This window comes from Lysinibacillus sp. COL-1, assembly GCF_059814265.1.
The window spans coordinates 376,142-390,115 of sequence record NZ_JCAWSJ010000004.1; the positions used below are offsets into that span (position 1 = coordinate 376,142).

The 13,974-nt window shown below is 36.8% G+C and carries 8 protein-coding genes; 3 read left to right on the forward strand and 5 right to left on the reverse strand.

From position 1 onward, the window contains the following. Window positions 1-112: 112 nt before the first annotated feature. Together AC6BKE_RS10180 and AC6BKE_RS10185 are read left to right on the forward strand one after the other, a co-directional pair. Window positions 113-589: a transcriptional regulator gene (locus tag AC6BKE_RS10180; protein ID WP_036124322.1), complete on the forward strand. Its 477-nt coding sequence runs from the start codon at window positions 113-115 to the stop codon at window positions 587-589. A gap of 364 nt (window positions 590-953) precedes the next feature. Beyond that, window positions 954-1,784: a flagellin N-terminal helical domain-containing protein gene (locus AC6BKE_RS10185; RefSeq protein ID WP_499856742.1), complete on the forward strand. Its 831-nt coding sequence runs from the start codon at window positions 954-956 to the stop codon at window positions 1,782-1,784. A 40-nt stretch (window positions 1,785-1,824) separates the two neighbouring features. On the opposite strand, the gene csaB is transcribed toward AC6BKE_RS10185, so the two are convergent. The 5 genes from csaB to AC6BKE_RS10210 all read right to left on the reverse strand — a co-directional run bounded on the left by csaB (window position 1,825) and on the right by AC6BKE_RS10210 (window position 9,346). Then, window positions 1,825-2,904 carry a polysaccharide pyruvyl transferase CsaB gene (csaB, locus tag AC6BKE_RS10190; protein ID WP_036124317.1) on the reverse strand — a complete coding sequence of 360 codons (1,080 nt, stop codon included), beginning with the start codon at window positions 2,902-2,904 and terminating at the stop codon, window positions 1,825-1,827. Continuing rightward, complete coding sequence (locus tag AC6BKE_RS10195; RefSeq protein ID WP_499856744.1) at window positions 2,904-4,817, reverse strand: DUF5693 family protein; 1,914 nt, start codon at window positions 4,815-4,817, stop codon at window positions 2,904-2,906. The genes csaB and AC6BKE_RS10195 overlap by 1 nt, the downstream gene beginning before the upstream one ends. A 20-nt stretch (window positions 4,818-4,837) precedes the next feature. Beyond that, entirely contained in the window at window positions 4,838-6,394 is a 1,557-nt protein-coding gene (locus AC6BKE_RS10200) for a putative polysaccharide biosynthesis protein (RefSeq protein WP_058844997.1), read from the reverse strand. Further along, the gene (locus AC6BKE_RS10205; RefSeq protein ID WP_231745119.1) at window positions 6,391-7,131 is read right to left on the reverse strand and encodes a WecB/TagA/CpsF family glycosyltransferase; all 741 of its coding nucleotides are present in this window, start codon (window positions 7,129-7,131) and stop codon (window positions 6,391-6,393) included. Before AC6BKE_RS10205 ends, AC6BKE_RS10200 begins: the two co-directional genes overlap by 4 nt. A 364-nt stretch (window positions 7,132-7,495) precedes the next feature. Beyond that, window positions 7,496-9,346, reverse strand: coding sequence for an S-layer homology domain-containing protein (locus tag AC6BKE_RS10210; protein ID WP_499856748.1), 1,851 nt, complete (start codon window positions 9,344-9,346; stop codon window positions 7,496-7,498). 629 nt (window positions 9,347-9,975) lie between these two features. On the opposite strand from AC6BKE_RS10210, the gene AC6BKE_RS10215 reads away from it, so the two are divergent. After that, the gene (locus AC6BKE_RS10215) at window positions 9,976-13,404 is read left to right on the forward strand and encodes an S-layer homology domain-containing protein (RefSeq protein ID WP_499856750.1); all 3,429 of its coding nucleotides are present in this window, start codon (window positions 9,976-9,978) and stop codon (window positions 13,402-13,404) included. Window positions 13,405-13,974 lie beyond the last annotated feature (570 nt).

A 13,974-nucleotide genomic window follows, 5' to 3' on the forward strand; every position in this document is an offset into this window, starting at 1 on the left:
AGTAATGATAAGCTGAATGATCAGAAAGAAAAAAATGAATTCAAAGATAGTTAACAAGCCAATTGATTTGTGTTAAAATCTGAATAATCAGATAACTAAGGAGGGATGAAGGATGATGCAAGTTCAATACATGAAGCCGTTTTACACAAAAGTTACTGGAGACAAATTACGTCTCGTATTTGCTTATCAATATTTCTCTATTTTAAAAGAGAATGAGATTTTCCATTTCATTCCCATAGAAGGTAAAGAGATGATTATCAACATGAAGACACAGCAAATTGAAAATTTATCTGAGGTTTTTGTTTTCCAAAAAGGAAATCGTTTTATCCGATTACCACTTTATCAACTACTGCTTATTACGAATGTTCATGAGCATCTAGCACCAATACTTGAAAGCGCAACACCGAAGAAACAAATTCCACTTGTTTCATCTGTGACGGTTGGCGAAATCGATCAGCTTATCGCAGAATTAGAGGAGAAAAATTTTGATTATTTAATTGATCAAACATTATTGGAGAACGATAAAGAACTCTTTTTCGAACTGCTACAGCAAAAGAGCCATCAACTTGGAGGTTTAACAATTGAATAGATGGAATGCCCAGTAAGCACCTACTTTTCAGAAATGATAAGCAGGTGCTTTTACTAAAATTTGGCATGTACCTCCAGAAGGAGAAGAATTGTATTCCAGCACAAGCTACGATAGGAGAACACCTTCATTAAACGTCTGCTACTATTCTATTGCCACAAAGCTGAATGAGCGACTTGCAAGTCAGCTAATCATCATCGCTCGTAATGACTATAGGTTCACTAAAAAATCTGGACACCATTAAGCTGAAAGGAGTCATTTACCTATAAATTGTTAATAATACATAAAAAATTAGCAACGATTTCCATAATGGTGATTAATAGAATAGAGAATAGGCCGATATACATATTAAGAAGGTGGTGAAAGCATGCTTGGTAAGTGGTCAGCTACGGGGATGTCGATCCTGAATAATATGAATCGGCATCAAAGTGCGATGAGTAAAGCTATGCTACGTATTTCGTCAGGTTATCGAATCAATAGTGCTGCGGATGATCCAGCTGGATTGGCGATTTCTGAAAAAATGCGTTCTCAAATTAGGGGATTGAATATGGCGGCTAAAAATATACAAGACGGCATTTCTCTCGTGCAGACAGCAGAGGGGGCATTGAATGAGACACATGCGATGATTCAGCGCATGCGTGAATTAGCAGTGCAGGCAGCCAATGACACATTAACCGATGATGATCGTGAAAAATTAGAGCTGGAGTTCCAAGAATTAAAGAAGGAAATTCAGCGCCTCTCTACGGATACAGAATTTAATACGAAGACATTACTCAATGGAGATCATGAGACAAATAGCATTAAAATTCAGGCAGGGGCCAATCCAGGGCAGCATATAGAATTATTTATCAATGGTATGGGCTCTGAAGCACTTGGTTTGAAGGATGTGTCCATTGCTACTCGTGAGGATGCGGATAAAGCCATCTCTTCAATGGATGAGGCTTTAAAACGTGTATCTAATGAGCGTTCTCGTCTAGGAGCGTACCAAAATCGTTTGGAACATGCTTATAATGCTAATGTTAACACCGCAGAAAATTTACAAGCAGCAGAGTCTCGTATTCGAGATGCAGATATCGCTAAAGAGATGATGAATATGGTGAAGGCTCAAATTTTGATGCAGGCCAGTCAATATGTCTTAGCTATGCATATGCAGCAAGCACAGTCTGTTTTAAAATTATTAGAAATCGGAAAAAAATGATGAATTTCAATATTAATTGAAATTCATCATTTTTTCATGTTTATTGTGAAAAAACCTCAATGGCTAATTTCGCCGTTGCTGTTGCTTCATTTTGTAAGGGTATGATAGCCTGACGCATATTTTCTTGAACCGTCGTAAATGATTCAAGGATTGTGACGGCTTGTTCAAACAATGTCACACCGTTCCAATCATCTGCTTCGACATGACCAATAACTGGTTGACTGACAATGTCAGCAAACGCATCGATTTTTGGATCGTACGAGATGGCGATAAAAGGAGTCGCATAGATTGCAGAAAAAATGAGAGAATGTAGTCGCATCCCAATTAATAATTGAGATTGTCCAATTACTGCGATTTTCTCCTCTATGGATAAATCGGCTGGCGCAATCAAACTTTTCTCCTTCATTAGTGCAGCTACTTCCTGTGATGTTTTTAAATCATGCTCACCATGCATAGGTAAGAAGACAATTTGCTCACCTTGACGTACTAATTCGTCTAGGCTATGCGCAATTTTTTCTTTGTACGCTATGGCGGATGGCCAGTCACGCACACTTACAGAGATATAGCTATCTGCTGATAATGTGACACTTTCGAGCCATTCACTATGAAAGTCACTGCCGTTAAGCCCCATAACAGGGTCTGGCACAAGCTTAGCCTCTTTTCGCACACCAATCTCTGTTAGAAGAGCTTGAGAGGCTTTATCTCGGACTGTAATTTGCTCTACCTTATTAAAGACAGAGCGAACAATGAATTTACTTAGAGAGTGATTAATCGGGCCCATGCCTTGGGCGTAAACAAATACTGGTTTTTTCAACCATTTTGCTATTTGAATAACGCCCGCATAGTAAGGAATGGTTTTCATTCCTGTTTGATCCTGCATAAGGCTACCGCCACCGCTGATAAGTCCATCTGCCCTTTTAAGCAATTGGCGTATTTCTTTCATTTTCCAACGATTCACGGCTTTGACACCGTATGTTTGCTCAGTAGCTGCTGGATTATTGGATAATACCGTAATTTCTATATCATGCTGCCACTTTTTTAGAGAGTGGATAATGGACAGCAGGATGGCATCATCGCCAACATTATCAAATCCATAATAGCCAGATAAAACAACGTGCATTATGACCACCTCGCGATTGCCTTAGAAACCCAACGATAACCAATTTTGAAGATGAAGATAAACACTAGTCCTATTACAAGGCCAAGAGATACGCTGTATAGTGTACGCAAGACAGAAACAGCTACTGGGATGTGTAGGTGGGTAAATGTATTGACGATAGATAGGAATCCGATAACACCTGGTACAAGTAGGATACTACCCCATTTGCGATTAATCCCCATTACATATAACGCTAAAATAAAGAATGGGAAACCAATTAAAAATTCCTTCGTTCTTGGTCGAACATACAATGTATTTTCGAGCCATTGTCTAAAGGCCAATTCCATATCACTGACAGAGCCAGAGTTACCTGTACGGCTAATGTAAAATAAACCGATACCTGCGACAACCACTAGTAATAGCACATGCCAATATTTTAGTTCTTTGTTTAACAATGTGACGGTATTCGATAAAGATTTTTTGATGTTTTGCTCAGCTAGTCGGTTGATCTTAATTACAGTAAATAATAATACACCCATAATTGGAATGAGATAAACAAGCTTAACCCCTTTAAATACGGCAAATCCTGTCATAAAGGCATTACCATTTAATAAGCCAATGACAATGATAATCCCAATAAGGCTAATGGCTACGGCCTTCACATATTGCACCAAGATTTTAGACATTTTCGTAGAGCCTTGCGCTGATTTGATGACTGCATAGGTTGGTGCAAGGACTGCAATAATTAGTGCAAAAGCTTGTAAGAATAGAGTACTTTTTAGAATAAAGTACGCAATAGCTAGTAACGCCATAAAGCCAACTGCCGCTAAACGAAGAGGCATCCATTTTACTAACTCTGAAACGATAAAGGTAAATAAAATACCTGCTAATAATACGGTTGCTGTGACCCATGCTGGAACGGCAACTTTATCAAATAGCTTTGGTTCACCTGGTTGGAAATGATCGGGCATTGTCTCATGAACACCATTTAAGTATTCAATCGTGTCTTCTATATTATCTTTGGCATTGCCTGTTGTTTTAATATGATAGAAGATGGAGCGAATATTACGCTCTTTGACAGCTCGTGTTGTACGGTCAATACTTGCATTTAACTTTAATTTTGTTTCTCTGTTGACATTGATACTATGCAAACGAATCATATGATAATCCGTCATTTGAGCGATTTTACTTTCGCCTTTGAGCGGGTTGCTTTCAATTGTGTAGAAGTAATAGCCAGCACCACTTAATTTTTCAACTAATTGATTGCCATCTTCTTGTCCAAATCCAATGGCTTCATCGCCTTGGCCAAGCAAACGACCAGCAGAAGCATCTTTTAACGCTAGTAATTGATTTACTATTTTTTCATTAGCTACTTCATTATCTGCATTTTCCACTTTAAAGATGTGGGCTAGTCCATGCTTACTAATCATATCAATCGCAGGCTGATCGTAACCAATTGGTGTTTTTAAATCAAAATTGTGGTTAGAAGCAGGGAGGAAATAAAAAGCTTCTTCTCCTATTTGTACTTCCTCTGGTTCCATGCTTTCCATGATAAGCTTCTGATAACTTTCATTTTCAGGCACTCGAATATAATAGCCACCCTTAGTGATATCAACAGCATCTTTATAAGGTGTAAATAATAATTGCGCTGCTAATTCGCTTTCTTTATAAACCGTAATTAAGTTTTGCTTTTCCATTTCCTTTAATGTTAAAGGCTCTAGACTTACCGTATTCAGTCCAGCATCCTTTAAGGAGGAAAGAATTTCATCCATTGTTAAATCGCTATTTTTTTCTGCGGTTTGTATTTCATGATAGGGAATGACAATTTCATAAGCATTATTCGATTGCTCTGCATTCCACCTCATCATCATACCTGTGGAGGAAACGATGAGTAAAAGAACAATGATTCCCCAAAGCCATTTCTGTTTCGACATAAGTGTCCTACCTCTCTTAATTATGAAAATCTTTTTCCGATAACAGGGATTTTCTTTAAATCTTGTTTATGGATTGCTTTCATCATCCATAGAAGAAGGAAATAAAGAGCTCCTCCCACTATGATTGCAACAGTTAAATAACCCATCGCCAACATTCGAGACCAATGTGTAAAATCAAGCCAAAGCGTTGGTAAACCAACGGCTGCCCCCATTACAATGGAAGACACAATCATTTTTACCGTATCTTTTCCAAGAACAGTGAAGCGAATCATACGATAAATAAAGACAGAATTCACAATAAATAACACTAAGTACACCAACAACGTTGCATATGCAGCACCATCTAAACCGAATTCTTGAATAAAGAAGATGTTCGCAAACACCTTAAGGACAACTCCACTCAAAATAATGATGGCTCCTGTTTTGGCAGCGTTCATGCCCTGTAAAATACCTGTTCCAAGTAATGTCAGGGATGTAAAGACCGAGCTAAGGTTAATGATGGCTAACATTAAGCTTCCCTCTAAGTCTTTGAAAAGAGCTAGATTTAAAGGCAAGGTTAAGGCTAGCAACCCGATAGCAGCTGGCCAAGAAATAAGATGTGTCATACGATGTGTTCGTTCAATAATACTGCGTGTTTCATTCAATTTACGTTCTGCTAGCTTCGTTGTAATCAGCGGCACAAGTGGTAAGATAATTGAAGAAGCGAAAACCGTTGTGATTTGAACTAATGTCAGTCCTCGACCATAAATCCCGTAAAGGAAGCTAATCTCACTTGCATCTGCTCCAGCATTTCTTAAGCCATATGTGACCGTGAAGGAGTCAACGAAATTAAAAAGCGCCATTGTTACAGAACCAATTGCAATGGGTATGGAGATTTTTAAAATGGTTTTACTGTATGTGGAAAAATCCTTACTACAATATTTCTCCTTGCTCGTCACTTTTACCGAAGAACGGAAATATTTAAAGAGTAAATAGAAAAGTGATCCAAGTGCACCTAATACAGAACCTGCCATAATACCACCAGCTACGATATCATTTGAATAATCCATCGCAACTAAGAAATACGCAACAATTAAAATTAAAGCGACACGTACTAATTGCTCAATTACTTGTGAGATGGCAGTAGGTCGCATATCCCCAAAGCCTTGGAAAAATCCTCGATAGACAGCCATATAGGGAGCAACGAGTAGTGTTAGGGCTACAATGATTAATGCAATCTCCGTTGAAGGGCCGCCAAGTGCATTCGCTATCTGCTCTGAAAAGCCGTAAATGATTGTAAAACTAATGACGCCAAAGGATAATGCAAGGATTCTTGCAGTCACATAAATTTTCTTAATTTTGGCAGTATCCATACTCGTCCTAGCTTCCGCAATCAGCTTAGAAATAGCGATAGGGATACCGGCAACGGATAAATACAGTGCCACCATATAGACAGGATAAACAAGACTAAAGATACCGAGTACTTCATCACCAGCAATATTTTGCAGCGGTATACGGAAAATACTACCGATTACTTTAGAAAGTAATGTTGCAATTGTTAAGATAAGTGTACTTTTGACAAAGGTTGACTGACTCATTTTGTTTTGCCCTGACCTTTAAGCTTTAATGCAAAAACCTTTAAAGCAAAGCGAGGGAGAACGAGCATTCTGCCAAAACGACTTGGCTGACGCAGCACTCGGTAGAGCCACTCCAAGTTTAACTTTTGCCAAATGACTGGAGCACGCTTTACAGTGCCAGCGATCACATCGAAGGAACCACCTACACCGATAAATACACCCTTTGAAAACTTATCCAGATTTTCTGTAATCCATTTTTCCTGTCTTGGTACACCTAATGCTACAAACACGAGATCAGGCTGTAATGTCGCGATTTCATTTGCAAAATCATTATTATTCCAGTCGAAGTAACCATCATGATAGCCAACGATATCAACATTTGGGTAGTTTTTATGAATATTCGCAACCGTCTTTTCGATTGTTTCTTTTTGTGCACCTAATAAATAAATTTTAAAACGCTTCTGCTGACCTACTTCCAGCAGTCGTACCATCGTATCATAGCCTGTTACACGCTCTGGCAGTGATTCACCAAGGATTTGTGCAGCTTTAACGACACCAATGCCATCCGCACAAATGTAGGTCGCCTGCTGTAAATAATTCATTACAGTGGCATTTTCGTTTGCCTGCATAACAACTTCTGGATTGGCTGTTACAACGAAAGTCTTTTCTTGCTGTTCAATACGATGAACGAGTAAATCAACAAACCCTTGCTGATTAATATGTAAAAAGGGTACGCCCATAATTGTTACATGCCTCATATAGTGTTCAAACCTTTCTGTAATTCCTTTTTCACTGCAATCTATCATACCATAAAAGCAATATTGACAGGAAATTTTCGTATAGGGGTTTAGTCGTTATGGAAGAGGGTATATCTCAGACAAGGGAATGAAAGCGGAAAGGGATGTCGATAGTCATAGTCGAGTAGCGCCTATTACTTAGCATGATCGATGAAACAGCTGAATAAGCATAAAATTGTACTAAATTTTAGGAGAATTTTTTCATAATCCTAACATATAATTTCGAGTTTCTTCTATTATATAGCGATCAAATAGTAGGACAAAAATGAACAATAAAAAGAGTGCGCAGCAATGTCGCACTCTTTTTTAGATAATCGCAATCGAATCATTTTTTTACAATATAATCACCATGCACCCAGCCTGTTTTGCCGTTGTAGATTACCTGATACCAGGCACCATTTTTTATGAACTCACCTTTGTCATCGACTTCACCAATAATAAAGCCATTCGGTTTCACTGTTCCTAAAATAGCGCTTGTAGTGGAAGGTTCACTTCTGACATTGAGGGTGATATTCATGTTAACAATCTGTAGACCATTTTCAAGCATGACATAATCATCAAATACCCAGCCTTCTTGTCCATTAACACTTACTTTGAACCAGCCACCATTTTCGCCAAGGACTTTAAAGGATGTATCCTTTGGTAAATTCGTAATGATTGAAGCATTATCAGTTGTAGTCGGGTATGTTCTCATATTGAGATTAATCGTAGCCTTGCCTGTTGCTCCAGCTAAACCTAAATCCAACGCATATTGCTTCGTTGGGCTTGGTAATGATGGCGCGGAAGACTGACTTTGATAAGCAGGTACATCAAACACCAAATTAGTTGTTGTATGAGCACCAATTAATTCGTAGATGTCATAAATCTTTTTCGCCTGAATGACTGCCCACATCACATGCGTAGCATATTGGTGAACGGTTGGATTTTCAGGATTCCAACGCATTTTATACAATGTGTCTTGCCCCTTGCTAATATACTGATCCTTTACAAATTGAGCACCACCAATAATAGCATCCTCAACAGTAAACCAACCATTTGCATAGGCACGCTCAGCACCATACTTATTAGCATCTGCATCAATAGCACCAATACCATAAGCATTGTAAGTTTTCTTAATCGCTGTTAATTTTTCACGATTTTCTACGGTCACCATCATCGGTTTACCATTAGTATCTAAACCAACATCGATACCTTTAATGAGTGAAGAGCCACCATTGGCTGTTTCATGTAAGGCATGGGACACCAAATAAATGGCATTGACATTGTTATCGACACCCGCCTTTATAAAGGCATCAGCTGTATTCGCTAAGCTTCCTTTATTCGCAAGTACCTTATCATTCAGTTCCTTTGCACTAAGGTTATTCACCACAGTAGATAATTTTAAAAATTGATAATAAGATGGGCTATCCTGCATAAAGCTTTTTGGGTGCACATAGTATGACACTAGTGCCTCGCTAGCCGTGAAAATGCCTGCACCATCGACCTTTGGATTATTCTTCGCCTGATTACGTACCACCGTTGAGTAATCGTCTGAGTAGTTCGTCGTAGTGTATTGCTTACCACCTGTTTCAGGTGCTTCCAAATGGATTAAACGATAGAGCACAGTAGCTGCCTCGGCACGAGTTGTTTGAGCAAGAGGTGCAAATTGATTATTAGGCTTCCCGACAAGTAGTCCTGTCGTGACGACAGCTTGTACATCTGCATAGGCCCATTTGGCAATACGAGCATTATCACTAAACGTAATAGGGGAGGAAGTTGTGTTGATGTTTTGATAATGGAGAGCCCTTTTTAACATAGCCGCCATTTCCTGACGGTTAATATGATCATTCGGGTTAAACTTACCTTGCTCATCACCTTTGATCAGTCCGTGATAGCTTGCCTGTTCGATGACCCCGTAATACCAGTCACCCTTCTTAACATCTGAGAAGGTTGCATTACTAGAAGCAGCTGGCAGATTAAGTGTTCTAACTAGAAATGCAGCAAACTCAGCACGAGTAACAGCATCATTCGGACGATAATTGCCGAATTCATCACCTTTCATTAAATCGTTGGTAATAAGATAGTTCATTTCATGGTAGGCCCAGTGCTTCGAAAGATCTTCTGCTGAAGCGGAAGTAGGCGCCAGATATAACATTCCGGCAAGCACGGCCCCGTAAAGAGGAAATTTACGTTTCATTTTTTTAGCTCCCTTCAATAGCTGATGATGTTCTATCAAACTATCAAAAGTGTAGCATAAAAATAGCCAATCTATCATTACAACATGAGGACAGATAGAGACTGCTTTTCATTAATATAGTAGAAACTCTTGAAAAGTCTGGATTTTACAGAAAAGTACAAACAGTATTACTGTAGCTTTACAATTATTACTAAATTATTACGGGAGTCTTTAATTTTTGACAATTTAGTAACCATTCTAGAAAACACTTGGTTATTAAGGAGAGTCAGGTATAATAGGTAACGGAACTATATGTTACCAATCCAAATAAGGGGATAAATAGATGGGAGATTTCCTACTGCTATAAAATACCACACTAGGTATGGTAAAAAAATCTTCTATAACTAAATTTATGTCCCAGTGCTTGAATTATGGAAAAAAGAGTGTTATATTATTGTAGAAAGTGAATAAGCTTACTAGAATGGTATTCTACTACTCTTTTTCTAGTAACTTTACTAAGAAAATTTGCTTTAGTTTTGAATTATTCAGGAAAGCTATAATACATAAATTTAGGCAACTAATTATGGTGGTACTATAGTTTTCATTGGAATAATATCAATTTTTAGGAATATTAGGGAGGAATACAAATAATGGCAAAGCAAAACAAAGGCCGTAAGTTTTTCGCGGCATCTGCAACAGCTGCATTAGTTGCATCAGCAATCGTTCCTGTAGCATCTGCAGCACAATTAAATGATTTCGATAAAGTTTCAGGGTACGCTAAAGAGGCAGTTCAAGCTTTAGTTGACAGTGGTGTAATTCAAGGAGATGCTAACGGCAACTTCAACCCAACTAGCACAATCACTCGTGCACAAGCTGCAACAATCTTCGCAAATGCTCTAGAATTAGAAGCTGAAGGTTCTGTAGACTTCAAAGACGTAAAAGCTGACGCTTGGTACTACGATGCAATCGCTGCAACTGTAGAATACGGAATCTTTGAAGGTGTAAGCGCAACTGAATTTGCTCCTAACAAACAATTAACTCGTTCAGAAGCAGCTAAAATTCTTGTTGAAGCTTTCGAATTAGAAGGTGAAGCAGATCTAGGTCAATTCGCTGACGCTTCAACTGTTAAACCATGGGCTAAATCTTACCTTGAAATCGCAGTAGCAAACGGCGTTATCAAAGGTTCTGAAGCAAACGGTAAAACAAACTTAAACCCAAATGCTTCAATTACTCGCCAAGACTTCGCAGTTGTATTCTCACGTACACTTGATACTGTAGATGCAACTCCAAAAGTTGACAAAATCGAAGTAGTTGACGCTAAAACTTTAAACGTTACTTTAACTGATGGTACTAAAGAAACTGTTACTTTAGAAAAAGCTCTAGAGCCTAACAAAGAAACAGAAGTTACTTTCAAAATCAAAGACGTTGAGTACACAGCTAAAGTTACTTATGTTGTAACTACAGCTACTGCAGTTAAATCTGTATCTGCAACTAACCTTAAAGAAGTAGTAGTTGAATTCGACGGTAAAGTTGATAAAGAAACAGCAGCTGATAAAGCAAACTACTCTTTAAAATCAGGTAAAGTAATTAAATCTGTTAAACTTTTAGACGATGAGAAAACAGTTGTTCTTACATTAGAAGATAGACTAAACAACAATAAAGTTGATGCAGTTAGCGTTTCTAATGTAAAAGCTGGAACTTTAACTATCACAGCTAAAAATGTAGAATTCAAAGCAGTTGATAACGAAATTCCAACTGTTAAAGAAGTAAAATCTTTAGGAACAAAAGCTCTTAAAGTTGTATTCTCAGAACCAGTTGATGATGTAAAACAAGGAAACTTCACTTTAGATGGTAAAGCTTTCTATGGTAAAATCACTGTTACTGGAAATGAAGTTGTATTAACTCCTTATAGCACTTCAGCATTAGCTGTTGGTACTCATTCATTACAAGTTTCTCAAATTAAAGACTTTGCAGGATTCACTTCTCTTACATCTACAACTGAATTTACTGTAGTGGAAGATAAAGATGCTCCAACAGTAACTGAGTCAAGTGCTACTCTTGAAACACTTACTTTAACATTCTCAGAAGATGTTGATCCAGACTCTGTTTCAGCTTCTAAAGTATTCTGGAAATCAGGTTCTGATAAAAAAGCTGCTAAATCTGTAGAGCGTGTTGAAGGCAATAAATATAAATATACTTTTGAAGGAGTAAACACTCTTCCAACTGGATCTGTAACAGTTTATGTTGAAGGAGTAAAAGATTACTCTGGTAATACAATTGCTGCGGATACAAAAGTAGTTGTTTCACCACAAGTTGATCAAACTCGTCCAGAAGTTAAGAAAGTAGAAGTGAAAAATGCAACAACTTTAGTTGTGACTTTCTCTAAAACATTAGGTTCTTCAGCTGCAAACAAAAACAACTATACTGTTCTTGATAAAGATGGAAAAGTTATTTCTGTTAAAGAAGCAGTATTATCTAACGATAAAAAATCTGTAACAGTAACTTTATATAAAGAGTTATCAGATGGTAAGAACACATTAGAAGTTAAGAATGTAAAAGATAACACAAAATTAGAGAATACAATGTTAGATTATAAAGAAGTTATTGAAAATGCTGACAGAGTAGCTCCTACAATTGATTCAAAATCATGGAACACATCTGAAAGACGAGTAGTTATTAAATTCTCTGAAAAAATGGATGTTGAAACATTATCTAACTACTCTAACTATCTTGTAGATATTAATGGACAATTACGTTCATTAAACAGCGATATTGCTAATATCGATGTATTACATGATGGAACTACTGTTGCTATTACATTCGTTGAAAAAATTGGTAATGAAACTGTTGAATTCGGAACAACTAATAGTTCAGGTAAAGCAATTGTTAAACAATTACGAATCCTTTCAGTTAAAGATGTTGCTGGTAATGTATTAAAAGAATTCACTGAAAATACTAACGATAACCATATCAACTTTAATGCAGTAGATTCAAGTTTAGCACTTGGTGACTATAAAACAATTAGTGGCACTTCATATGCTGCTGCTTTAGTTGATAGCAAAACTGTTGAAATCAAATTTAATTCTGGTATCGAAGATGTAAAATCTGGTGGTATTACTTTAGTAGCAGGTAGCACAAATACAATTTCTTCAATTGAAGCAAATGGTACATCAACTGTAAAAGTAAAATTTGATAAAGATATTAATGCTGATGCTTCTAATATTGGTTTAGAAGTAGATTATTCTAAATTAGTTACTTTAGCTGGTACTTCATTTACAGGTAAAGCATTAATTGCTAAAGATCCATCTGCTGCGCCTGCTGGTACTGAAAAAGGTAAAGTATTAGATAAAGTTGCTCCTTCTGTTGCTGGAGATGATAATTATGCTACAAATCAAGCTACTAAAACAATACTTGTTCCATTCACTGAGGAACTTACACTAAATGGGGCTACTCCTGCGTTAGCTGCAAATGATTTTAAAGTTGTACGTTATTCTGATAGAAAAGAACTAACTGCAGGTTCTGATTATACTGCAGAAGTTTCTGGTGATGGCAAAGGTGTTTTAATTACAATTACAACAGCAGATACTACAGTAGGTGGTTCTGTTTACTTAGTTGATGTAAAAGAAAATGCTAAATATATTTCTGATACGTCTGCTGCTAAAAACTTCATTGCTGCTGAATCAACTCGTGAATCTAAAAACAAACTTGACTTTGGTTCTACTTCTGTAACTGCTACAGTTACTGGAACATACAAAGGTAACGATGTTACAAAAATTGAAGCTGGTGAAACATTAGTATTTACTTTCAATACTGAAATTGATTCAACTGTTATTGCTAACCTTGAAGCAGAGTTCGCAGGTATTTTCACTCCTGGAACTGCAGATGAAGGATTTACTGTAGCTTCATCTACAAATGCTTCTGGAAACACAGTTGTTACTGTAACAGCTGAGGCTAGTTTTGTAGCTGCTGACATTCTAAATTTCAATACAAATGGAACAATTACTATTTCTAAAGCTAATCTTAAAGATAAAGCTACAGGAAATATTCCTGCAAACGATTTAGTAATTGATTTCAAGTAATAATTTTAATAAAGGAATGTGACTAGCATTTCTTAATAGAAAGGTTTTGTAGAGAGTTACTCTCTACAGAACCTTTTTTTACTCCTAAAATTCATTATTGGAATAGTACCCCTAAGTTCAAGTTCAAGCTGATAAAATACTAGTGATAAACTTATAATCCATCTTTTAAAAACATCATAAAAGTTAAAATACCAAACTTTGTAGATGAGGGTCTTATTAAAGTTTGATTCAAATAGCCAATCTGTAAAGTAAAAGTCTTTGACAATGTTCGAGGTATTTTAGATGTTAAAGGTAAGTCTATTTTTGTTTAGGAATATGTGAAAAAGGAAAAACCAAAAATATTGCAGAAGATCAATATGTATAATAAACTTATTTCCCAAAGATGAGGCTAGTACAACTTTACTGTATAGTATTATTTTAAAAAAATGGATATTCAAGTATTAAATTCTTATAAGTTTAATTCCTAGGAATTTAATACTTGAATACTTTCGATGAAAAAAGAAGATGAATAAGTAAAAATCATTAGGTAGTAGGTTTAATATGGAATTTTATAAAGAAAAAGAAATCTTT

Bases quoted from the DNA above. Each gene is read 5' to 3' on its own strand.
- AC6BKE_RS10205 (WP_231745119.1), bottom strand. From the start codon at position 7,131: ATGAGGCATGTAACAATTATGGGCGTACCCTTTTTACATATTAATCAG.
- AC6BKE_RS10200 (WP_058844997.1), bottom strand. From the start codon at position 6,394: ATGAGTCAGTCAACCTTTGTCAAAAGTACACTTATCTTAACAATTGCA.
- AC6BKE_RS10215 (WP_499856750.1), top strand. From the start codon at position 9,976: ATGGCAAAGCAAAACAAAGGCCGTAAGTTTTTCGCGGCATCTGCAACA.
- csaB (WP_036124317.1), bottom strand. From the start codon at position 2,904: ATGCACGTTGTTTTATCTGGCTATTATGGATTTGATAATGTTGGCGAT.
- AC6BKE_RS10210 (WP_499856748.1), bottom strand. From the start codon at position 9,346: ATGAAACGTAAATTTCCTCTTTACGGGGCCGTGCTTGCCGGAATGTTA.
- AC6BKE_RS10195 (WP_499856744.1), bottom strand. From the start codon at position 4,817: ATGTCGAAACAGAAATGGCTTTGGGGAATCATTGTTCTTTTACTCATC.
- AC6BKE_RS10185 (WP_499856742.1), top strand. From the start codon at position 954: ATGCTTGGTAAGTGGTCAGCTACGGGGATGTCGATCCTGAATAATATG.
- AC6BKE_RS10180 (WP_036124322.1), top strand. From the start codon at position 113: ATGATGCAAGTTCAATACATGAAGCCGTTTTACACAAAAGTTACTGGA.